This is a genomic window from Arachidicoccus ginsenosidivorans, from assembly GCF_007971385.1.
Classification (GTDB): Bacteria; Bacteroidota; Bacteroidia; order Chitinophagales; family Chitinophagaceae; genus Arachidicoccus; species Arachidicoccus ginsenosidivorans.
Window position 1 is genome coordinate 2120698 of sequence record NZ_CP042434.1, and the last position, 24163, is coordinate 2144860.

The 24163-nt window shown below is 42.4% G+C and carries 20 protein-coding genes; 12 read left to right on the forward strand and 8 right to left on the reverse strand.

Features of this window, described 5'->3' with window-relative positions; translation table 11 throughout:
* Positions 1-4: 4 nt before the first annotated feature.
* The 3 genes from rnc to FSB73_RS08535 all read right to left on the reverse strand — a co-directional run bounded on the left by rnc (position 5) and on the right by FSB73_RS08535 (position 2729).
* Positions 5-718, reverse strand: coding sequence for a ribonuclease III (gene rnc / locus FSB73_RS08525; RefSeq protein ID WP_225974636.1), 714 nt, complete (start codon positions 716-718; stop codon positions 5-7).
* A gap of 5 nt (positions 719-723) precedes the next feature.
* The gene (gene fabF, locus FSB73_RS08530) at positions 724-1977 is read right to left on the reverse strand and encodes a beta-ketoacyl-ACP synthase II (RefSeq protein WP_146781080.1); all 1254 of its coding nucleotides are present in this window, start codon (positions 1975-1977) and stop codon (positions 724-726) included.
* Between the two features lie 515 nt (positions 1978-2492).
* The gene (locus tag FSB73_RS08535; protein ID WP_146781081.1) at positions 2493-2729 is read right to left on the reverse strand and encodes an acyl carrier protein; all 237 of its coding nucleotides are present in this window, start codon (positions 2727-2729) and stop codon (positions 2493-2495) included.
* A gap of 229 nt (positions 2730-2958) precedes the next feature.
* Between FSB73_RS08535 and FSB73_RS08540 the strand changes: the two genes are divergently transcribed.
* A complete protein-coding gene (locus FSB73_RS08540; RefSeq protein WP_146781082.1) occupies positions 2959-3399 on the forward strand; it encodes a GNAT family N-acetyltransferase in 441 nt (146 codons plus the stop codon).
* A gap of 108 nt (positions 3400-3507) precedes the next feature.
* Here FSB73_RS08540 and FSB73_RS08545 read toward each other — a convergent pair whose 3' ends face one another.
* The gene (locus FSB73_RS08545; RefSeq protein ID WP_158639469.1) at positions 3508-3972 is read right to left on the reverse strand and encodes a YcxB family protein; all 465 of its coding nucleotides are present in this window, start codon (positions 3970-3972) and stop codon (positions 3508-3510) included.
* 205 nt (positions 3973-4177) lie between these two features.
* Here FSB73_RS08545 and FSB73_RS08550 point away from each other — a divergent pair, with 205 nt between their 5' ends.
* On the forward strand, positions 4178-6760 hold the full coding sequence (locus tag FSB73_RS08550; RefSeq protein WP_158639470.1) for a M1 family metallopeptidase: 2583 nt from the start codon (positions 4178-4180) through the stop codon (positions 6758-6760).
* A gap of 620 nt (positions 6761-7380) precedes the next feature.
* Positions 7381-7749 (forward strand): hypothetical protein, encoded by a 369-nt coding sequence (locus FSB73_RS08555; RefSeq protein ID WP_146781084.1) that lies wholly within the window; start codon positions 7381-7383, stop codon positions 7747-7749.
* A gap of 150 nt (positions 7750-7899) precedes the next feature.
* Here FSB73_RS08555 and rho read toward each other — a convergent pair whose 3' ends face one another.
* The gene (rho, locus tag FSB73_RS08560) at positions 7900-9717 is read right to left on the reverse strand and encodes a transcription termination factor Rho (protein ID WP_146781085.1); all 1818 of its coding nucleotides are present in this window, start codon (positions 9715-9717) and stop codon (positions 7900-7902) included.
* A 249-nt stretch (positions 9718-9966) separates the two neighbouring features.
* Here rho and FSB73_RS08565 point away from each other — a divergent pair, with 249 nt between their 5' ends.
* From FSB73_RS08565 to FSB73_RS08595, 7 genes are all read left to right on the forward strand, one after another.
* Positions 9967-10308 (forward strand): MmcQ/YjbR family DNA-binding protein, encoded by a 342-nt coding sequence (locus FSB73_RS08565; RefSeq protein WP_146781086.1) that lies wholly within the window; start codon positions 9967-9969, stop codon positions 10306-10308.
* A 65-nt stretch (positions 10309-10373) separates the two neighbouring features.
* The gene (locus FSB73_RS08570; protein ID WP_146781087.1) at positions 10374-11171 is read left to right on the forward strand and encodes a TIGR00266 family protein; all 798 of its coding nucleotides are present in this window, start codon (positions 10374-10376) and stop codon (positions 11169-11171) included.
* A gap of 63 nt (positions 11172-11234) precedes the next feature.
* Entirely contained in the window at positions 11235-11849 is a 615-nt protein-coding gene (locus FSB73_RS08575; protein ID WP_146781088.1) for an RNA polymerase sigma factor, read from the forward strand.
* 88 nt (positions 11850-11937) lie between these two features.
* Positions 11938-13146, forward strand: coding sequence for a FecR family protein (locus tag FSB73_RS08580; protein WP_146781089.1), 1209 nt, complete (start codon positions 11938-11940; stop codon positions 13144-13146).
* Positions 13147-13278: 132 nt separating this feature from the next.
* Positions 13279-13533 (forward strand): hypothetical protein, encoded by a 255-nt coding sequence (locus FSB73_RS08585; RefSeq protein WP_146781090.1) that lies wholly within the window; start codon positions 13279-13281, stop codon positions 13531-13533.
* On the forward strand, positions 13530-16757 hold the full coding sequence (locus FSB73_RS08590; RefSeq protein WP_158639471.1) for a SusC/RagA family TonB-linked outer membrane protein: 3228 nt from the start codon (positions 13530-13532) through the stop codon (positions 16755-16757). Before FSB73_RS08585 ends, FSB73_RS08590 begins: the two co-directional genes overlap by 4 nt.
* 53 nt (positions 16758-16810) lie before the next feature.
* A complete protein-coding gene (locus FSB73_RS08595) occupies positions 16811-18601 on the forward strand; it encodes a RagB/SusD family nutrient uptake outer membrane protein (RefSeq protein WP_146781092.1) in 1791 nt (596 codons plus the stop codon).
* Positions 18602-18720: 119 nt separating this feature from the next.
* Here FSB73_RS08595 and htpG read toward each other — a convergent pair whose 3' ends face one another.
* On the reverse strand, positions 18721-20535 hold the full coding sequence (gene htpG / locus FSB73_RS08600) for a molecular chaperone HtpG (protein WP_146781093.1): 1815 nt from the start codon (positions 20533-20535) through the stop codon (positions 18721-18723).
* Between the two features lie 222 nt (positions 20536-20757).
* Between htpG and mqnB the strand changes: the two genes are divergently transcribed.
* Entirely contained in the window at positions 20758-21444 is a 687-nt protein-coding gene (gene mqnB, locus FSB73_RS08605; RefSeq protein ID WP_146781094.1) for a futalosine hydrolase, read from the forward strand.
* An 18-nt stretch (positions 21445-21462) separates the two neighbouring features.
* Here the strand turns inward: mqnB and FSB73_RS08610 are convergent, their stop codons facing one another.
* Together FSB73_RS08610 and FSB73_RS08615 are read right to left on the reverse strand one after the other, a co-directional pair.
* Positions 21463-21987 carry a hypothetical protein gene (locus FSB73_RS08610; RefSeq protein WP_146781095.1) on the reverse strand — a complete coding sequence of 175 codons (525 nt, stop codon included), beginning with the start codon at positions 21985-21987 and terminating at the stop codon, positions 21463-21465.
* A gap of 235 nt (positions 21988-22222) precedes the next feature.
* The gene (locus FSB73_RS08615) at positions 22223-22687 is read right to left on the reverse strand and encodes a regulatory protein RecX (protein ID WP_146781096.1); all 465 of its coding nucleotides are present in this window, start codon (positions 22685-22687) and stop codon (positions 22223-22225) included.
* Between the two features lie 336 nt (positions 22688-23023).
* Between FSB73_RS08615 and dnaN the strand changes: the two genes are divergently transcribed.
* Positions 23024-24133, forward strand: coding sequence for a DNA polymerase III subunit beta (gene dnaN, locus FSB73_RS08620; RefSeq protein ID WP_146781097.1), 1110 nt, complete (start codon positions 23024-23026; stop codon positions 24131-24133).
* The last annotated feature ends 30 nt before the right edge of the window (positions 24134-24163 follow it).

The window sequence follows — 24163 nt, forward strand, 5'->3', positions numbered from 1 at the left end:
TTGATTATAGTGGGATGGTTTTAGCGGCTTCCAGTACGGCCTCTTGTCCGGCATCTTTTTTATTAAAACCCCTGCCTTCTGCGATTTTTTCTCCATCCAGCAAAATGGCCACCGTAAAAACCCTTCTTTTGCCCTCTGCAGATTCGCCAACAGTCTCAAACTGGATATCTTTGTTATTACGACCCGCCCAGCCAATTAGTTTATTTTTCAGATTGATTTCGACTTGCTCCAGCTCATCCACTGATAAATAAGGCGTTAGGATTTGCGTCATAATCCATTGCCTGGTTTTCTCATATCCCTTATCCAGATAGATTGCCCCGACTAAAGCCTCTAAGGTATTGCCAAAGATCTGACTGTTGCGCAGTGCATTATCTGCCGTATTAAAACGAGTCAGATTTTTCAGACCCATTTTTATCGCTATATCATTTAACTGATGGCGATTGACCATTTTTGAACGCATCTCCGTCAAAAACCCCTCATCTTTATATGGATATTTTTTAAATAGATAATCTGCAATGATAGTTCCCAAAACAGCATCGCCCAGATATTCAAGCCGTTCATTATTCTCAGCCACATCCTCAGAAATAGAACGGTGACTCAGGGCACGCTCATACAAAGCCACATGCCGGGGTTTAATACCCAAAATGAGTGAGATCTGCTTCTTTATACTGGGCCTTCTTTGAAGCTTCCCGACAATATTTTGAACCGATTTCTGCAAAATGATTAAGGGATATACTTTTTCACAATGACTGCTGCATTGTGGCCGCCAAACCCAAATGTATTACTCAAGGCAGCATTCACCAAACGCTTTTGCGCCTTATTAAACGTAAAATTCAGCTTAGGATCCAGATTCTCATCATCTGTAAAGTGATTGATCGTCGGAGGAACAAGGTCATGAACAACTGCCATAATTGACGCAACCGCTTCAATCGCACCTGCAGCACCCAGACAGTGACCCGTCATGGACTTGGTTGCGCTGATATTAAGCTTATAGGCATGCTCCCCGAATACATTGACAATGGCTTTCACTTCCGCGATATCCCCTAAAGGTGTAGAAGTGCCATGGGTATTGATATAATCAATCTCCTCTAATTTCATATCTGCGTCTTTCAGGGCGTCCAGCATCACATTTTGTGCACCCAGTCCTTCGGGATGCGGTGCCGTGATGTGGTGCGCATCTGCGGTGGCGCCGCCACCGGCTACCTCGCAATAGATTTTAGCCCCCCTGGCCAGTGCATGATCTAAGGTTTCCAGGATAATGATGGCACCTGCCTCACCCATTACAAAACCATCTCTGTCCTTATCGTAAGGACGACTGGCCGTTTTAGGGTCATCATTTCTTTCACTCATGGCCTTCATGGCATTAAATCCACCAATACCTGCTTCACTGATGACCGCTTCGCTGCCACCTGTTAACATAATATCGGCCTTGCCCAGCCGCAAAAGATCCAAAGAGGTGATTATGGCATGCGTGCTACTGGCACAGGCACTTACTGTAGAGAAGTTCGGTCCGCGCAGGTTATGGCGCATGGAAACCTGTCCCGGCGCAATATCCAAAATCATTTTAGGGATAAAAAAGGGATTGAACCTGGGGGTTCCATCCCCTTTGGCAAAATCAATGACTTCATTTTGGAAGGTAATGAGTCCGCCAATGCCGCTACCCAGCACGACGCCCGAACGGTCCGGATCCACATTTTCCTTATTGAGCCCTGCATCCTCCATCGCCTGCACACTTGCCGCAATGGCCAGTTGTGTAAAACGATCAATCTTGCGGGCATCCTTGCGATCCATATAATCCGTCGGATCAAATCCCTTTACTTCACACGCAAAACGTGTACGGAACTTTGAAGCATCAAATAAGGTGATCATATCGGCACCAGATACACCGTCGATCAAGTTCTGCCAATAATCCTGAAGATTATTGCCCAGAGGAGTAAGGCATCCGATTCCCGTTACTACGACACGTTTTGTTTGCATAATTATTGTGTAAAGTTACATACTTCCAGTTTAACGTGATGTTGCCGGCCCTGTGAAATTATTAACCGGCTTTTGCACGAATCAATAAGAATCCCAGCGCAGTCTGCCCGGTTATTCCCATTAAAATATTGTATTATGAACTAAAGACCTATCTTCCTTTTAAGAGGAATGATTGCCAAAATTACTAACAACCATCCATTCCAGCAAAAGAAGGTGTATTTCACTGTTTTAAATATCACAACAGCCTCCTCACATTTGAGTAAGGACACGCCCCTTTCGGATTAAATGTGGTGTTTTTACAGTTTTTGACAAAGTCAGGCCATCAGAACCGTTAAAAGAATGACCATGCAGGCACGTTTGCCAAAGAAGCGTTTACATTCCAGCCACTAGCAGACATGCTTAAAAAACTCGGTACGCTGGTTGTAAACTTAAGATAAGCCCGCCCCGCGGTAATTTGAATTATCGGGAGACGGACTTAAATGTTGAAATATCGTAAGAATATTTTCTTCTAAAAACTATTTGGCGTGTTCTTCCAAGTAGGAAACAGCTTGACCCACGGTTGTAATGGTTTCAGCTTGTTCATCAGGAATAGAAATGTTGAATTCTTTTTCAAATTCCATGATCAGCTCAACCGTATCCAGTGAATCGGCGCCTAAGTCGTTAGTGAAAGAGGCTTCAGAAGTCACTTCAGCTTCTTCAACACCTAATTTGTCAACAATAATTTTCCTTACTCTTGTTGCGATTTCTGACATTGTAAAAAATTTTTAGTTACGGGCACAAAAATATAATTTTTAATCAATTGGCAATGCAATATCTCAGTTTTGTTTTGATTAATGCCTTAAATAAAACATCAAAACAAAGCTTTCTCCATTGATTGTCAGTACAAAATAAACCTTTTTTGTTGAAAGTTTTATTTTTGTTTTGAGAAAATTATATAATTTTAATGATATCAACTGATTTAGATACCTTTAAGCACGCACGATGGCAATACAAATAATAGATTTTGGCAGTGAGCCCTATATGCAAATGCTGCAATTACGGCATCAGATCCTAAGGAAACCTTTAGGCATGGAACTCTCTAAAAGGGATACCGTCGAGGATGAGACCGATATTTTGATCGGTTGCTTCGAAAACGATAAGATTATGGGCTGCTGTATGCTTAAGAAAATGGATAAGCAAACCGTCCGGCTTAGACAGATGGCCGTTCACAGTGGCCTGCAAGGCAAGGGCGTAGGCCGCGCCTTGGTTGGTTTTGCAGAGAATATTGCCCTTGATTTTGGCTATACAAGGATGATGCTGCATGCCCGAAATTCTGCCGTTGGATTTTACCAAAAACTGGGTTTTCAAATATTTGGCGCGCCCTTTACAGAAATATCTCTGCCTCATCGACTTATGGAAAAAAGACTGGAACGACTCATGTAACCCCGCCTATCTTTATAAACCGCCAAAACCAAAACAAATCCTTTTACGTACGTCCCTTGCGTATATGATCTGAAAGCAAGGACCTTAGCTGGATAATAAAGTCGGCACTCATTGGGGTTTTCGGGAATAAAAGAAAGACCGGGGGCCAAAATATAGGTGGAAAAACTGACCAGATTCAAAATAATTGCTAAACTTCGCCCAATCCCAACTCATGGATCCTCTTTCATTTTCTAATCCGACACCGACGGCGTTGAATGTTGCAATATATTGATCTTCAAATGTCTTAGCTGCTCTTTTATAGACCATCCTGGGCATTATAAACCAAAAAATCAGCATCAGCATAAACCAGAGCAGCGAACAAAGCAAAAAGGCCTGTGGTCGGATCTTATTCATATAGAAAAGCACCGCAGCCACAATGGCGAATATATTTACCGCATAGGCCATAATCTTTACTTCCGGACGGGAAACAAAATGAACCCGCAGACCTTGAAGCACTTTTGGCTTATCATATTGAAAACTATATTGCATAATTGCGCCAAAATTAGGGCAATATTCCAAAACATCTGGGTTCATCCAGAAAATTTCTAAGCCATAAAAGCGAACTATTGTTAACAACGCCGTAAATTGTGCCGGTAATGATTGACAGATAATAACTATTAATTACTTGAGTCCGCTATTTCTGCCGAAATCAGGTTAATGGAAGCTTCCTTCTTATGGAATTTTCTATTGCCCGTTTTTTGCTAAAATATGCCCCCCGTAAACCTTAAAATTAATTTTGATGAAAAAGTTCTATCTATGTGCGTTATCCTTACTATTAATGCAAGGGCTCTTTGCCCAGAAAGCAGACAGTAAGTATAATCAACATGAAGCATTTGCCCCAGACTTTTACACGCAGTCAGGCAATATGTACCGCAGTGCAGACGGCACACCTGGCCCCGCCTACTGGCAAAACCGGGCAGATTACAACATTCAGGTAAAATTGGATACCACCGCTAAAACCCTTAAAGGTTCCGTTGAGATCAATTACACCAATAATAGTCCGGATCAACTCCCTTATCTCTGGCTTTATGTTGATCAAAATATCTATAGGGAGGATTCCAGAGCCACCGCGACAACAGATATCACTGGTGGTCGCTGGGCAACGCCGGTTTATACAAAGGGCGATGAGATCACGAGTATCACCCTAAAAATGGACGGAAAATCTTATCAGCCCAAATATAGGGTCAGTGATACCAGGTTACAGATACTACTTCCAAAAGAACTGTCTGCTAAAGGGGGTAAAGCGACCATTCAGATTGATTATGGCTTTTCCATCCCAGAAAGAGGGACAGACAGAATGGGACGCATGCATACCAAAAACGGCTGGATTTATGAAATCGCACAGTGGTATCCCAGGATGTGTGTCTATGATGATGTAGAAGGCTGGAATACTTTACCTTATTTAGGAGCCGGAGAATTTTATTTAGAATACGGAGACATTCATTATAGCATTACAGCGCCCTCAAATATGGTCATTGTTGGTTCTGGCACTCTGGACAACCCTAAGGACGTTCTTACTAAAAAGCAGATCACTCAGTTGGATAAAGCACAAAACAGTGATGCCACTGTGATGATTCACTCCCTGGAAGACGTAAAATCCGGCAAAGATCATCTGAATAAAAAAGAGCTAACCTGGAAGTTTAGTTGCCTGAATACCAGGGACGTAGCCTGGGCGGCCTCCAAAGCCTTTATATGGGATGCAGCCCGCATCAAAATGCAGAGTGGCAATCAGATCCTTGCACAATCCGTTTATCCGGAAGAATCTGCTACCACCAATGGCTGGGACAGCTCCACTTATTATACCAAAAGAGCTATTGAGCTCAACTCTTATTGGCACGATTTTCCATATCCTGTAGCCACCAACGTTGCAGGCACCGTAGGCGGAATGGAATATCCAGGAATTGTGTTTTGTAGCGCCCGCTCTACCGGCCCTGGTCTTTGGTTTGTAACCTTGCATGAATTTGGCCACAACTGGTTCCCCATGCTGGTAGGTTCCAATGAACGCAAATACGCCTGGATGGATGAAGGCATCAATACCTTTACTAATTTTTATTGCTCCCGTATTTTCAATAATGGAGCCTATAATAATGAACCAGACAAATACAGAATCGCCAGAAGTTTCTTTAAACAAGGCGCTGAAGTTCCAATGACCTTGCCTGATGTACTTCAGCCAGCCAATCTGGGTAATGAAGGGTATTATAAACCTGCCGTCGGTCTGCTGATTTTAAGAGATGTAATATTAGGACCAGAACGTTTTGACGTAGCCTTCAAACAATACATTAAAGATTGGGCCTATAAACATCCAACTCCTGCTGATTTTTTCCATAGCATGGAAAACACCGCCGGTGAAGACCTGGGCTGGTTCTGGAAAGGATGGTTCTATAACAACTGGGCCATTGATCAGGCCGTCAAATCCGTAAACTATACGGATGATGACCCGACCAAAGGCGCACTAATTACCTTAGAGAATGTCGGACAAATGCCACTGCCTGTGCAGCTGGACATCCAACAGGAAAATGGCCAGCCCATTCAAATGAAACTTCCTGTTGAAATTTGGCAGCGTGGTGGTCAGTGGACCTTCCATGCCAAAACAACCTCTAAAATTAAAAAGGTAACACTCGATCCCAATAGACAATACCCAGATGTAGATACGACCAATAATGTATGGCCCAATGCAGCCAGCACCGCAGAGGCAATACCTTCCGGTGTTACTGCACAAAGTATTATCAATAATTACATAAATGCCGTCGGCGGTAAATCAAAAATGGCATCGGTCAAATCCTATCACAAAACGCTGGAAGGATTAACCAATGGCACCAAACTTAAGGTGGACATTTATTACAAAGCGCCTGATAAACTTTCTGAAGTTGTCAACCTCCCGGATATGAATATGGAGGTGATGAAAATCGTACTGAATGGTGATAAAGGTACCATGACACAACAAGGCAAAACACAACCATTGGAAGGAAAAATGCTGGAAAATATTAAAAATTCAATGGGCATGTTCCCAGAGCTTAAATATAGCGATGCCGGCTATGAAGTGCAGGCTAAGGACATCAGGGACATCAATGGCAAAAAAGCCTATCGCGTCGTTGTTTCGGATCCAGATGGACAGGTAACGACCAATTACTATGACATAGAAAGTCACTTAAAAATAAAATCAGAGTCACCGCAAAACAGCGCACAGTTTAGTGACTATAGAGCGGTCCAGGGTTTAAAAATCCCATATGATTATATCACGGAAAATATGGGTCATGAATCCAAATTGACCATCACAAAATTGGAGATCAATTCAGCGATTGAAGACAGTGTTTTTCAGTAAAAAACAATAGTGTTCATTGGTTTAGAACCGCTAAATTTATAGCCTCACGATACATTTTGCATCGTGGGGCTTTTTTATGCTTCGCTTGTTTGCCGCCTTAACGACTAACCCGTTAGGGAGAAGTACCCCATTACGCAGGCTTTCATATATTTCCGAATCTAAAAAAACGCTGGATGTCAAGTTTTTTCTTTTATAAGTCCATAATTTGCCAAAACATTATTCATCCTTAATTTTTAAAAGCAAATGGCAGATCCACAAAAGGAAAAAGAACTGAAAAAAGAGAACAGGTTAAAACCTGACTCCACCCCCACATGAGATTCAGATATCCCACAGGAATTTACCCAAAAGCTATACGATGACTTTATAAAAAAGAGAAGGTTTATCAATCCCAGAACGGATACAGGAATAAAGTCAGTAATTTTTGGTAAAGGAAAAGAACATATTGTAGCCAGATTTTTAAAAGATATAATGGATGAATACCCGATTGGAAGCGTAAAGCTTTTGGACAAAGAATACCAGGGAGCCACCAAGTATAACAGAAATGCAATATTTGACAACATCTACGAAGATGTAGAAAATTTGTTAAGGAAGCGGATGTAAAAACGCCCCTAGACAAATGGTTGTATGTCGTCCGTAATTTAGAAAATTTACAGGAAATCCCTGATTTTTTAAAAGACGATGAAATTTTTCAACTTGCTGAAATAACAAATATGACACCCACAATAAGAGATAGTTATAGCCAGGAATTGATTCAACTCTGGAACGAAAATGCTATTCGCAATGGATCAGTAGAATATGGCATTAAAAAAGGACGTGAGGAAGAACGAGCAAAACAAAAAGCAATCGCTCTTAAAGAGAAAATTGAAGGCATTAAAAGCTTACTCAGTCTCGGCTCTATAACTGTAGCTGATATTGCCAGATCGCTTTATGTTTCAGAAGCATTTGTTGAGAAAATCAAAGCAGAGATGGATACTAAAACTTCCCAATAATCCGCTTTAATTAGTAAAATTCCTACTTACTTGTTCTGCATTATACAAAACAATTAGGTCGTATTCTCCTCATTCCCTCAAACAGCAAAATCCCCGCTCCGGTTAACCGGAGCGGGGATTTCTATTGTCAATAATTAATTGATGTCGCTTTTAGCCATTCATTGAAGCCAGGAATTCTTCATTGCTTTTTGTACCACGCATCTGTTTTAACAGATCATTCATGGCTTCTTCTGTCTTCATGTCACTCAGGTAAACACGCAGCACATTTATACGAGTCAGCGCTTCCTTGCTGATCAGCAGGTCATCTCTTCTGGTTGAAGAGGCAACAATATCAATAGCAGGGAAGATACGGCGATTCGCCAGTCTTCTGTCAAGTAATAATTCCATATTACCAGTTCCCTTAAATTCTTCAAAGATGACTTCATCCATTTTGCTACCGGTATCTACCAGGGCTGTTGCCAGGATCGTCAGGGAACCACCGTGTTCAATTTTACGCGCTGCGCCAAAAAACTGTTTGGGCTTTTGCATCGCGTTGCTTTCCACACCACCGGAAAGAACTTTGCCGGAGGCAGGCGCCACCGTATTATGGGCTCTGGCCAGACGCGTAATACTATCCAGCAATATGACCACATCATGACCGCATTCAACTAGTCTTTTGGCTTTCTGTAGTGCCATGGCAGAAACCTTCACGTGCTTTTCTGCTGGTTCGTCAAAAGTAGAAGCGATTACCTCAGCTTTTACACTACGTTCCATATCAGTTACCTCTTCCGGACGCTCATCGATAAGTACAACCATCAGGTAGCACTCAGGATGATTGGCTGCAATGGCATTGGCCACTTCTTTCAACAGTACGGTTTTACCAACTTTTGGTGGCGACACAATCAGTCCACGCTGACCTTTACCGATTGGGGTAAACAAGTCCATAATGCGCGTGCTATAATTCATTGAGTTCTGGTACAGATTCAGCTTTTCAAAAGGGAAAAGCGGTGTCAGATAGTCAAAAGGAACTCTGTCACGCACCTCATCGGGGCTCTTGCCATTAATTGTCTCAACTTTTAAGAGGGCAAAATATTTTTCGCCTTCTTTTGGAGGCCGAACGGAACCGTACACCGTATCTCCTGTTTTTAGCCCAAATAACTTAATCTGGGAAGGAGATACATACACATCATCTGGTGAAGATAAATAGTTATAATCAGAAGAACGCAAAAAGCCGTAGCCATCAGGCATCATTTCCAGGACACCTTCACTTAATATAATACCGTCAAATTCGATATTAAAAACGGGCTCTTTTTTCTGAAATTTAGGACGACGGTCGTTTATGGCAGGAGGTATCAAATCAGATTCATCGAGTTTTTCAAGCTCTTCTACAGAGATATCGCCTTCGTCATTGGATAATAAGGCCAGAAATGCATCTGAGATTTTGGGGATTTCCGCATCACTTAACAGATCACTGTCAGGTGTTGCTGTCTTTTTTTCTTTAGTTTGTGTGGCTGCTGTGATTGTTTTAGGCTTTGAAGCGGGTGTTACAGGTGCAGGCTCTTCGGTCTTTTTGGTGGCCGGAGGTCTGCCTACAGGATTTTTGGCTTCTTTCTTAGCTTCTAACTTAACGCCAACCTTTTCCTGACTATCGCCATCTTCTCTTTTTTCAGCTTTCGCAACCGGCGCTTTTTTGATGGTTTTGCGGGCTCTTTTACGTGGCGTAGTTTCCTGTTCGGGTTCATCACTCATCACTTCCGCATCTTCGGTCGTGTTACCGGTGGTCGCCTTAATCGTTCTTTTTCTGCCGGGTTTTTTCTTTTCCCCTGTTTTTTTGTCTTCGCTCTCATCTACTGCCTGTTTGTCCAGTATTTTGTAAATGAGATCTTGTTTGTCATTCTTTTTCGAGGCAGGTACTTTTACTTTAAGTTGTTCCGCTATTTTGAGTAATTGCGGAACCAACATATCATTTAATTGCAAAATGTCGTACATAAAATATGTATAAATTGAAATGTGAGGTTCACTTGAGCGCGCATAAAAATAGTGGCGCTGTCGTACTATGTATTAAATAAATAAGGATAAGTTTGTGATCTTTTTTGAAAAAAACAAGCAAAGAAATGAACTGGTTGTTTTAACTTAAAGCCTGTTTCCGGTGCAATATTACAACAAATATTTAATTGACAAATTTTTTTTCACGTTAAATTTTTAGTGAAAATCAGGTATTTTTGAACAAAAGTACGCATGTATTTAGATGATGTCCGCGATTTTGCACTATCCCTTGATCCTGAAATAGATGAATGTTTCCCTTTTGGACCGGAAACCTTTGTTTATAAAACTTCAGGCAAAATATTTTTGCTAATGGCATTTGATGATGTAGATTTAAGATTGAATCTAAAATGTAACCCAGATAGGGCAGAAGAGCTAAGAGAAAGGTATCCGGCCATTATTCCTGGTTACCACATGAACAAAAAACACTGGAATACGGTGATTATGGACGGTAGTCTGGGACCAGATCTGATTCGGGAACTCATCCACCACTCCTTTGAGCTAGTCCACAAAAAGCCTTCAAAACGCAAAATCTAAAGCAAATAGGTTCAAAAACTAGTATTCACTATTCATATTCAAACATACAAAACCTGACATTTTAAATGCAAAACCATGTAATAGACTACAAAATCATCGGCGAGGAGATGCAATATGTAGAAATAGAATTGGATCCTGGCGAATCTGCCATTGCAGAACCCGGCAGTTTTATGATGATGGAAGATGGCATTCAAATGCAAACCATCTTCAGTGATGGCAGCGCACAGAATGCCGGTATTCTTAATAAGTTATTCTCCGCTGGCAAACGACTGCTGGCAGGGGAAAACCTCTTTATGACTGCTTATACAAATATCACAGGAGGCTCCTTAAAAAAACATGTTAGCTTCGCTGCCCCTTATCCCGGTAAGATTATCCCTTTAGATCTTTATGCGTTAGGCGGCAGGATCATCTGTCAAAAAGATGCCTTCCTCTGCGCAGCCAAAGGCGTTTCGGTCAGTATAGAGTTTCAGCGAAAACTAGGCTCGGGACTATTTGGTGGAGAAGGGTTTATTATGGAGAAACTGGAAGGTGATGGCATGGCATTTATGCATGCTGGTGGTCATATCGTTCAAAAAGACCTGGCAGCGGGTGAGATTCTAAAAGTTGACACCGGTTGTATTGTTGGCTTTACCGGCCAGGTAAATTATGATATTGAGTTTATCGGCGGCATTAAAAATACCTTATTTGGCGGCGAGGGCGTATTCTTTGCAACGCTCACCGGGCCGGGCACCGTATGGATTCAATCGCTGCCAGTCAGCAGACTGGCTGGCAGGATTCTTGCCTATGGTACTTATAAGCAAAAAGACGAAGGCAGCATTCTTGGTGCACTCGGAGGGTGGCTTGATGGAGACAATAGCAGATAAGTCGCCTACGAATAAAACAATTATAGCTAAACAGGGCCTTGCTTTTGATAGCTAAGGTCCTGTATGTCAGTTACATCTTTCATTATTTTGAATGCTGGGGAGAATTTCGTGGACAAGCAAGCGCAAAGGCAATCACCACAACTATTAATAGCTGTTGCCCAAGGCAACCAACAAGCTTTTAAACAACTGGTAGATCAGTACAGTGACCGGTTAGGGCATTTTATTGCCGCAATTACCAAAGATCATGCGCTAGCTGAAGAGATCGTGCAGGATATCTTTTTAAAAGTCTGGCAGACAAGAGAATCCCTTATCAGCATTCGTGATTTTCAAAAGTGGCTCTTTGTCATCTCCAAGCATCAGGCAATCAATTCTTTAAGAAAAGCCGTTACGATTGAATATGGCCTGGAAGAAAAATTACCTATTCAAGTTGAATCCCAGGAACAGCTTCTGGAAAAAGAACGTAGGTTTTGTTTGCTGGATGCAGCCATTGCCAGTTTGCCTACTCAGCAGAAAAAGGTTTTTCTGCTAAGCAGAAGAGCTGGCAGGTCTTATAAACAGATTGCCCAGGAAATGAACCTTTCCACGCATACAGTGAAAAAATACCTGCAACTAGCTACAAATCATATTATTAAGCATATTGAAACCAGTGCGACCTTAACTTTTTTTATTTTTTTATAAAATAATGTAAAAACTATACCCCTTTTTATCGTTTTCTGTGTCCTTTCTATAGATAACCGACATTTTGGTGTTAAAATTAGAAGGATACATGGAGCCTGATTTAAATGGATTATTAAAAAAATGGCTGGAAGGAACACTTTCGGCAGCCGAAGCAAAATTTTTCTTAAAGGAATTTCGGGATCCTGATGGTATTCGCCTCATAGAGGCTTGGCTGCAAAAGCAATATGATTTAACCCAAAACAATAATCAAACTTATTTTTCTAATAACCAGAAAAATAAAATTTATGAACATGCCACTGGCTTTCCAATTCGGGAAAAGGCCGCCTTGGACGCGCCGCCACAGGGGCTGGCCCAGATTAAATTACCCTATAAACCAACAGACAGCAGGCGCAACAGAAAAAAAGGGCTTATCAGGCTTTTAACCTCGCTTTCTACCCTGGCCTGCCTGTTTTTCATATTTTATAAAATCAATCGGCCACCAACTAGGATAACGGCAAACAATGAACAACCCTCCTCCCTTCATGATAAAGCTGCACCCGCATTGTCCACACCAACCATTAGCTGGGGCAATTTAAACAAAGCGGTTGCGGTAGACCAAGCCATTAAAGAACAGTCGGCCAGGCTCCATAAGGCTTCAGATGGATGTCTTGTTTTTACTGCTGTCAATCCTTCAGCACCACCCAGCATCGTTAGCGTTCCCAGAGGCAGCCGCCCTGTACTAATACAGCTACCCGATGGTTCCAAAGTCTGGATCAATACGGGATCCACCTTGCAATTCCCCAGTGCATTTGTAGGTGACAAAAGAACCGTTTCATTGAGTGGTGAGGCTTACTTTGAGATTGTTCATAACAATAAACAACTATTTGAGGTTCAGCAAGCCGGTAATACAATCGCCGTTTTAGGAACACATTTCAATATCAACGGTTATGCAGATAATAGCAAAACAAAGGTCACGCTTCTGGAAGGTCTTGTTCAGGTAAATCATAGTGCTTATTTACATCATGGCGAACAAGCAGTTTTAAATGATGGCAATATACATATTCAAAAAGAGGTTGATTTACAGCAAGTCATGGCATGGAAGAATAACCAGTTTTACTTTAATGGCACTTCCGCACAGGAGATTTTAAAGCAACTGTCCAGATGGTATGCAATTGATATTGTTTATAAGGGCAATATCCCGCAGGGCCATTATTCGGGTATTATCAGCAAAAACAATAGTCTTTCCCAGGTATTAACGATTCTGGAAGCAGGTGGCATGAAGTTCAAATTAAATCAACAATCCTTATGGATTTATTAAAGCAATCTATTTTCTAAACAACATTTCAGCCTAACAAAAGGCCGAAACATGGCAGTGTTTCGGCCGGTAATGGGCTGATCTGATAAACGTTCGCGCATTTATTTTTTTCACCCCCAAAACTTGATCAAAAATATGACAAAGATTCCAAACCCCACCTGGCGAAAATCCAGGCACCAAATCTGGTTAATGATGCGATTTACCACCATCCTAATGCTTGCTTTTAGTTTGCACCTTAGTGCAAAAAGCAGTGCACAACAAGTGTCCATTAAGGGCAAACAGATTTCTGTAGAGCAATTTATCCGGGAGATACACCGACAGACGGGCTATCAGTTCTTCTTTAATGATGCTTTACTAAAAATGCACCCGTCATTAAAAACCTGCCGTTGATTCAGGTCCCCTTAGAGCAGGCATTGCAAAAGGCTTTTGAAAATCAGCACTTTTCTTATAAGATCGTTGAGAAAACGATTACATTATTACCGGGAAAGGCAAACGAAGCAACACAAAATATCCAGGAAGCGCAACCTAAATCCTGGCCATTAAAAGGAACTGTAACCGATTCCACAAACAACCCATTATCAGGCGTTTCAGTGCATTTAGCCGGGACCAATAAAGGAGCAATTACCGATCAAAATGGTCATTTCTCCGTATTCGTTCACCAGGGCGATATGCTGGAATTTACTTTTATTGGTTACAGACCCATGCAGGTCAAGGTGAAAGCACCGTCCGATTACGGCGAAGGCCTACAAATAACCCTACGTCAAGAAGAGGCCACTTCATTAAACGACCTGGTCGTTGTAGGTTTTGGTAGGCAAAAGAAGGCCAATCTAACCGGTGCCGTTTCACAAATCTCAGGCAAAGATTTGGAAAACAGACCGGTGTCCAATATCGGGCAGGCCTTACAAGGTCTGATGCCTAACGTTAATATCAGCATTGCCAACGGTAGTCCCAACACGACGCCCAGCATCAATGTTCGTGGTGGAACTTCTTTTTCCAAAAACAGCAGTGGCAATTTTGAGATCCAGACCGGTAGCCCCTATACCCTGGTAGACGGGATCCCAATGGATATCAGTCAGGTAAATCCAGAGGATGTAGCCACCGTAACGGTCCTTAAAGACGCTGCTTCATCTGCGATCTATGGTGCCAGGGCAGCCTATGGCGTAATGCTGATTACCACCAAAAAAGGTAGAAAATCAGAAAAACCTGTACTGAGTTATTCCAACGATTTTCAATGGAATCATCCGGCTGCAAGGCCGGATCTGCTCAATGCTTATGAGATCCAAAAAGCGACCAATGACGCCTACGCCTTTACCGACCAGAGTGTTCCTACTGATAAGCAGACCAAGCTAGACGCTATTGAGGCTTATATGAAAGACCCTCTTCATAATCCTGCCTATATTATGAGTGTTGCTGGCAATGATTCCAGCTCCATTATCTGGGTGGCCAATCAAAACCCTTACGATGAAGCTGTGAAAAACGCAACACCCATGATGAAGCATAATATAAGTCTTTCAGGCGGCTCTGAAAAAACAACCTATTATGCCTCTGCCAGCTATCTGGGTCAGGATGGTATTTACAAGATGAATACCGACAAGTTCAAGCGTTATAACGCCAACTTCAATTTAAGCTCCAAAATAACCGATTGGTTTACCATGGAGTTTAAAACGAATTATTATAATACCGAGTACAAACAGCCTGTCTACCCATCAGGCAAAGGCGGTTGGTGGCGAGCGCTCGCCCAGGAGCCTGGTCGCAACATCAATATGCCGTTAAAGACACCGGAGGACGCGCCATTTGGCATGGGTGGACTGTATACCGATAACATCCTGTCTTTTATGGATTACGGTTCTCTGGATCAGCAAAATACGGAGAACCTGTTACTGGCCGTTTCTCCAACCTTTCAGATTACAAAGGACTGGAAAATAAAAGGTGATGTATCCTATACCTCTAACAATTACAGAGGCAAAACCATTATCCCCGTTCTGGACCGGGTAGAAACTTCCTGGCTAAATACAGACAATGTCTATACCAGCCCAAGCTCTGTCAGTAAAACAGATCAGCATTTTAATCAATACCTGATCAATCTTTATTCAGACTATTCCTATAGTACGCACGGCCATAATCTGTATGGACTCGTCGGATTCAATCAGGAATGGTATAATTATGATGAACTGAATGGAAGTGGCAATGTTATGATCACCCCGGAAGTACCGGTAATCGATCAGACAACAGGCGAGCGAAATGCCAGCGACGGCGCCTCCGCCTGGGCCGTGCGTGGTGTATTCTACCGGCTTACTTACAATTATAAAGGCAAATATCTTTTAGAATCCAACGGCCGTTATGATTTGACCAGTAAATTCCCCAAAGAATCCAGAGGTAAATTTTTCCCTTCTATTTCTGCTGGTTGGCGCATCAGCGAGGAGCCATTTATGGCTAGCCTTAAACCAACACTCAATAGTTTAAAGTTCAGGGGGTCTTACGGAAGTATCGGCAATCAGAATGTCTCTAATTACATTTATACCCCTTCTTATGGCACTACGGCCAAAGTATCCCAATTATTTGACGGCAAACGCCCCGTGGGCGTTTATCCTCCGGGACTGGTCGACCCGAATATTACCTGGGAAACAGCTTCTACACTGGACTTCGGCCTGGATATGACCTTATTTCAAAAATTAGATGTCAGCTTTGATTGGTATAACAGAACCACTAGTGACATTTTGGTGGACGGTGACAAGTATCCTGCAGTACTGGGTGCGGCATCCCCTACTAAAAATTCCGGTGAGCTCAAAACCGTGGGCTGGGATTTATCCATTGGCTATAAAGACAGGACTTCTTACGGTTTAAATTATAGTGTCAACTTTGTATTATCTGATTACCAGACAGAAATTACCAAATTTGACAACAATCCCAATAAACTGCTCAGCACTTTATATGTGGGGCAAAAAATGGGTGAAATCTGGGGATATCAGTCTGTTGGCATTTTCCAAAACCAGGATCAGATTGATAAAGCGACCAGTCAAAAATTAATCAACTCCGCCGTCTGGTATCCAGGCGATATGCAGTATGCCAATCTGAATGGAGATTCTGTTATCAGCGGTGGCGCCGGCACCCTGGCCGATCATGGGGACCGTTTAATTATCGGCAATAGTACACCGCGCTATCAATTTGGGATCAACTCCAACTTTTCCTGGCACAACTTTGACCTGAATATTTTCTTACAGGGCGTAGGCAAAAGAGACGCCTACATAAGTGATAATCTTTTCTGGGGGGCTATTTTAGGCGCCACGGGTACCAGGGAAGTCTATGAAAACTCCTGGACGCCAGAGCGCCCAAGTGCACTTTATCCAGCTTACAGAAACGCAAGTAAAAACGTCATCGTTCAAACGCGCTATTTGCAAAATGCAGCCTATATCCGTTTAAAAAACCTGACCATCGGCTATACGCTACCACAAGCAATCGTCCACAAAATAGGGCTACAACGCCTTCGCTTTTATGGCGCGGCTTATAACCTATGGCAATACAGCAAGGTGCCTGATATTTTTGATCCTGAACTGCTAAGCGCAAATTATCCGATGATTAAATCACTGGCCGTAGGGCTGCAGGTAAACTTCTAACCAGTAAACGAACGATAAACTGATTTTCTTATAAAGATTAAATTTAAGTAAAAATGAAACGATATTCAATAACAATACTACTGGCCCTGCTAGTCCTTGCCGGTTGCAATAATAATTTTCTGGAAAAATATCCGCTGGATAAACTCAGCGATGAAACATTCTGGACCACACAGCAAGACCTCCAATTATACTGTAACGATATATACTCCGATTATATAGTTGGCTTTGGTTATGGCTTCGGAGATGCAACCATCAACCCTTACGGTTATACCCAGGCGGCCATTGTCTATGGTGATGTAATTACAGATAACGCCGCACCCAATAGCTATTCTAAGGTGGCAGCCGATGAATACATCGGCTACCTGACTGGCAGCTCGGGTAGTGGCGGTTGGAATTTTGACAATATACGTACCCTTAATTATTTTCTGGAAAACTTTAGAAGAGGCAATGTCCCTACAGAGACCCAAAATATGTACGGCGGTGAAATCCTGTTTTTCAAAGCCTGGGATTATTTTAAAAAAGTAAAACTCTTTGGCGATGTTCCCTGGCTTTCCAAAACACTCAATGTTGACTCACCTGAACTATTTGGACCCAGAACGCCGAGAAAAGAAGTAATGGACTCTGTGATGGCCTGCATCGATACAGCCATTAACTGGCTGCCCAGTAGAGCGGATGCTAAATACCAGACCGACCGCATCAGTAAAGAAATGGCCTTATTCCTTAAGATGAGAATCGCCCTCTATGAAGGCACATTCCGTAAATACCATAAGGAACTGAACCTGGACGGCACTACATTTTTAAATGCCTGTAAGGATGCCTGTGAAAAGCTGATGGCCGCTGGTTATAGTCTTTATTCTACTGGCAAACCTGATCAGGATTATCATAATCTCTTTTCTCAATACACCTACAAAGGTAACCCGGAAGTGATCCTTGCCAAGGAATATTCAGCCGATCTGGAGTTGGGCGTTGCCTTTAGCCGTTATTTTGCACAAAATCTCCGCCATCAATTTGGTGTCACCCGCAATTTAATGGATGCCTACCTATGCTCCGATGGAAAGCCCATCTCTACCAGTAGCGTATTTCTTGGCAGAGATTCCATTCAGCGAGAAATGCAGTTCAGAGATCCCAGGCTTAGCCAAACGGTCGCCAATTTTGGGACTTACGATCTGGCAACAGGTGTAATGGGTGCAGATAATGCCCCCAAGCCAAATATCCCCGGGCTTTCCGGCAATAAATGTCCTACAGGGTACCGATTGGCTAAGTGGTTTCTTAATGACCCAGAGGACTGGAATAGAGTGACCAACGGAATGCAGGCGGCGCCGATTTTCCGTTACGCTGAGGTCTTGCTGGATTACGCCGAAGTTAGTTTTGAGCTTGGTCAGGCAAGTCAATCTGTTATCGATGCCACCATCAATAAACTCAGAGACCGGGTCGGTATGCCACATCTGGAGATCGCAGACATCCCTAAAGACCCAACGCTGGACGGCAACTACAGCAAATATTGCGGTTATACACCAGCCCCGTTACTTAGAGAGATCCGTCGGGAAAGGCGCGTTGAAATGGCCTTTGAAAATACGCGCTGGGATGATCTGATGCGCTGGAAAGCCGGCCGTTTCCTGGAAATTCCTGTAGAAGGCATGAAGTTCGTACAAAACCAGTTTCCAGGTGTTAAAATAAACAGCGATATCTATCTTAGCTCCGACGGGTTTATCCTGCCTTATTATAAGACCCTTCCAAATGGAAGAACCTTTGATGAAACCAAACAGTACTTGTTTCCGATTCCTGTAGAAGATCTCATTCTAAACAAAGCACTGGTACAAAATCCAGGTTGGAAAAGCAATTAATTTCCTAATTGCACTGTTTCCCGCCAGACAATAAAGTCGACAAAAAGGCCCGGATCAAATAAATGATTCGGGCCTTTTACTTTTATAATCGAAAATTCAAATCCTTACATTGCCTCTGGTTATTTATTTTCCATCAATTCGACGCTGCGGTTAATAAAGTCCGTCAGTCCGGCACCTTTTAATAGTCCTTGGGACAATAGCGCCAGGTCTGCTAGATTGCGGGTTTGTTTTTCCTTGGCCGTCTTATCTTCCAGTTTTAATAACTGTTGATAGATGGGGTGATTCCCATTGACAGTAAGGGTGACTTCATCTGGCATGGTCGCGTAAAAAGAAGCCATACCGCCGCCCATTGCGCCCATATCTTTCATTCGGCGCATAAATTCCGGACGTGTCGCCACTACGGGCGCCGCATCTGCGCTAAGTCCTTTGATTTCTACATTGACATTCAGTCCGGGAACTTCCAGTTTAAATAAATCCGTAAGCGCTGTTTTTTCATCCTCGCTTAGAACACTCTCATTGTTTTCTGATTTATCAATCAGGTTGTCCACAATATCTGCATCCACACGGGTAAACTGAACATCAGACCATTTCATTTCCATATTATTGACAAATGCATTGTCAACGATGGTTTCAAAGCGAACCACTTTATAGCCTTTGGCTGTAGCCGCCTTAACATAGGCATCCTGACTGATTGGATCAGATGTGTATAAGATGACGGTCTTGCCTTCTTTATTTTTCTGTGTCGCCTCTGTCTCGGTTTTATATTCGTCCAGCGTATAGAATTTACTGCTATCTACACTATCCTGCATGATAAAGTACTTCGCTGCCTTTTCCAGGAATTTATCCTCGGTCATCATGCCGTATTTAACAAACAGTCCGATGCTTTCCCATTTTTCCTCAAAAGATTTACGGTCACTTTTGAAGATCTCTTCCAGTTTATCAGAGACTTTTTTAGTAATATAGCCATTGATTTTCCGCACATTGGGGTCGCCTTGCAAATAGCTACGGCTTACGTTTAGCGGTATATCCGGAGAATCAATCACTCCGTGGAGCAGCATTAAAAATTCAGGGACAATATCTTTCACTTCATCCGTTACAAAAACCTGGTTGCTGTACAGCTGAATCTTGTCTTTTTGAATTTCATAGCTCTGTTTGATCTTAGGGAAATATAATACGCCAGTCAAATTAAACGGATAATCTACATTCAGATGGATCCAAAAAAGTGGAGGTTCTCCAAAAGGATATAATTCTTTATAAAAGTTTTTATAATCCTCATCCGTTAGTTCATTGGGTTTTTTAATCCAGAGCGGCTGGGTATTATTGATTTGCTTGTCTTCAAAGAAGATAGCAATAGGCAGGAATTTACAGAATTTTTCCAGAATCCTTCTGATATTATCAGCTTCCAGAAACTCCTCACTGTCCTGATTAATATGCAGCACGATTTTAGTTCCCCGGTTTTCTTTTTCAGTAGGTCCTAATTCAAAAGAAGGACTACCGTCACAGCTCCAATAAGTAGCAGGCGCATCCTGGTAACTTTTGGTATAAACCTCTACCCGGTCACTCACCATAAAGGCACTATAAAATCCCAGACCAAAGTGGCCGATGATATTGGCATCCTTGTACTTTTGCAGAAATTCTTCGGCACCACTGAAAGCTACCTGATTGAGGTATTTATCTACTTCCTCAGCTGTCATCCCGACGCCCCTATCTTCAATGGTCAGCGTTTTCGCTTCTTTGTCGATAGATACATCAATACGCAATTCGCCTAATTCTCCCTTGGCTTCGCCAATAGAAGAAAGGGTGGTGATTTTCTGTGAGGCGTCCACTGCGTTACTGATTAATTCACGCAAAAAGATATCATGCTCACTGTATAAGAATTTTTTAATAATGGGAAATATGTTCTCCGTCTGAACCCTGATTTGCCCTTTTTCCATATTTTTTTGTTTTTAATCTAATTTGTCAGTTAATAACCGCAAAATCCGCCATTTTTGCCGTTTGTATATATACAAACACTAAAAACAGGGTCTTGCATTTACCAATCCCTATAAATGCAAAGCCAATACCAAATGGATTTTTAGCGGGCATGACTGACACTCTGTCAATATTCAGTCGTACATTGCAGCAGATAATCTATTATTAAGTTACGTTAACCGCTCATGAAAATTTCCATTTTTGCCGCCACCGAGCTGGAGCTAGCACCCCTCCAAAAGCAGGAAAATGAAGCTTTATTCAGCCGGACGAGCCATCAGGTTCAATACTGCACGACCGGCGTTGGTATGCTGCAAAGCTCTTTTCATATTCATCGTCACCTGTACAATTATCAACCGGATTTTCTGTTACAAATTGGTATTGCAGGGTGTTTTGATTCAAAACTGGCACTTGGAACAGTGGTCGCCGTGCAACGTGAATATTTAGGCAGCCTGGGGGTAAACGAAGGGCATTGGCGTGACATTTTTGATTTAGGTCTGCAAGGAGGGTCAGATGCTCCTTTTAATCAAAAAGCATTGATTAACAGTCACATAAAAGAATGGGGCTGGTTACAAAAAGCAGGAATCATTACCGGGTGCTCCATCACCGTAGATGAAATCACAACGGATCTGGCCAGAATCGAGGATTTAAAACAGGCATACGCTGCACCAGCTGGCGTGCAATCTCTTCCTATGCTGGAATCCATGGAAGGAGCCAGTCTGCATTATATAGGGCTCCAATATCACCTGCCCTTCCTGCAACTTCGCGGCGTTTCCAATTATATCGGCCAGCGGGACAAAAGCAAATGGCAGATTGGTCCTGCCCTTAATGCAGTAACTGCTGCAGCTCTCAAGGTCATTGGTCAAATAAAATAACCAAGAAGGTCCTTAAGCCTAATTTTGAGGCACCAGAATGCCTTGCAAGGCTGGTAAATCCACTACCGGGCTAAAGCATTCGAAGAAAAAAGAAGGTGGCTCGTCTCCTCCTGCATCGACTTGCTTGTGTATTGAAGCGCCCGTATTTCCGACTATAGGTACACAAAGGCCACAGGAAAGCTTTTCTCCTGCACGCATCAAAGGCCCTGCAGTTGAATGTAACACGACCCAACCAGCACCTACAAACATCACCGCTAGAAGGCCCGCCAGCAATGCCGGGCTTATTTCTTTTTTACTCACTTGCCGCTTGTTGTGCATCCGCTTAGCCATATAAGCTCCGCTACTATTTACACAAGCCTTACTGGTTAAGCCTTTTTCAGAATCAATCAGGGAGTCGTGCTGGTAGGAACGGGTAAGGAATTTGAGGAAAGCCTTTAATGAAAATTTGTCTGCTGGTTGTCCCTCTACCCGCATTGGTGACTGAATAGGTGGCTGCATGTGCTCCTTTTGAGGCGATTGAAATTTCCAAAGTGAAAAAGGCATAATATAAATATTGTATGATCAAAGTGTTGTTCCATCAAAGGAATGCTTCAGACATCTGTAAAGCCTGTGCCAATCAGATACTTTACAGATAATCAATCACTTATTACATTACCCCCTCAAATAATACTGTCCGTTTTTGATACACTTGATACAACTAATTGATACAATGTCTTGTCAGAAATCGGACATTTGAGGTATCTATCTTTGCTCACTCAATGGATTGGCCCCTTTGTTCCTAAGGCAAAGCCCCCACAATATCCTGGATCAATGGTAGTTCAAAGCCCTTTTGCATTAAATAACGGGTTGTTTTGGCCGTTTTTTCGATTCTTTTACCTTTCAGTTCCGCCCATTTTTTCTCCGCTAGCTTTTGAAGCGTCTCGTGATAGGCCTCAGGCTCAATTTCTTTCATAGCCATCCGTATATTATAAGCGCTAACCTTTCTAAGTTTGAGTTCCTGAGTAATTTTAATCCGGCCCCAGGATTTCATGCGAAATTTTCCTCCGGCAAATAGCCGGGCAAAACGCTCTTCATTGAGGTAATTTTGCTCAATCAGATCTGCGATCAACTGATCTACCTGCTGCGAGTAGAGTCCGTACCCATATAATTTTTGCCTTACCTCGTGATGGCACCTTTCCTGGTATGCACAGTAGGCCTTTATTTTGATAGAAGCTTGTTGCGGGGTTAATCGCTTTGTTGGCATGGCCTTTCAGATCGTTTTTAGATTTTTAAATTGGCGTTTTACCCGCCAAAGATGCCTAATTATTCTAAAATGTCCATAATTTTGAACTTTTTGGATAGTTTTTCAACAATGTTAGTTAATAATTTTTATCAATTGGCTACTAATTAGTAAAATTGCACCTGAAGGAATGTCTCCTGGAAGGAATAATTCCCAGTTTAGCCTGAACAGCATAAAAATGACCGGTAAGCGGAAAGATTTTTTAAGGGTACTTGACAGGTTTTATTCCAGAAAGCAAAGGCTTTGATAAGCAATAGCCTTCGGCATGACCGATCATTAAAAACAATTAAATTTTTACCGATGAAATTTATCGTTTCCTCTTCTACCTTACTGAAACAGTTGCAACACATTGGTGGGGTAATCAGCAGTAATACCATCCTGCCGATTCTGGAGGACTTTCTCTTCGAAATCACGGACAAGAAACTATCTGTGGTAGCTACTGACCTTGAAACCGTGATGCGTGTACAGATTAACGTTGAAAGCAATGAGGATGGAAGGTTTTGCGTACCGGCAAAGATCTTGCTGGATACCTTAAAAGCCTTACCAGACCAGCCACTGACCTTCAGCATTGAGCGTAATTACGCAATAGAGATTACCAGCGACAGTGGTAAATACAAAATTCCTGGTGAAGATCCTGAGAATTTCCCTAAAGACCCTTCTGACGAAGAGGGCAACGCCTTTAAAATGCGCAGTGATGCTTTGCTTACTGCTATCAATAAAACTTTATTTGCCGTCTCTACCGACGATCTGCGTCCAGCTATGACGGGCGTTTATTTTGAGTTAGGCTTAAATGAAATCCAGTTTGTTGCCACTGATGCACACCGGTTGGTTAAATATCGCCGTACAGATGTATCCCCTGGAGAAACCAATAATTTTATCGTTCCGCGTAAACCGCTCAACGTATTAAAAAATGTCCTGCCAGAAAATGAAGATCTGCTGGATATCAGTTATACCAATAATCATTTATTTGTCTCGCACGATAACATCTCGTTGATCTGCCGGTTGATAGACGCCCGTTTCCCAGATTACAAAGTGGTTATTCCTACGGAGAACCCTTATGTAATGACCATCAATAAGGCAGCCTTTGCCAGTGCGCTTAGGCGGGTCAATGTATTTGCCAATAAGAGCACCAATCTGGTCGGACTTTCTATCTCAGGCAGTGAATTACAATTAAAGGCGCAGGATATTGACTATAATTTCGAAGGGGATGAAAGAATGGAATGTCAGTATGACGGAGAACCCATTCAAATTGGATTCAACGCTAAATTCCTCAGTGAAATGTTGGGCGCTGCGGACAGTGCAGATGTAAAAATGGAACTTTCTACGCCTGCCAAAGCAGGGCTTATTAAACCAACAGAACAAGGCAGTAATGAAGATCTTTTGCTGCTGATGATGCCGCTGATCCTCTAAAAAAGCAGCTGGCAACAATTTATTAGCTTT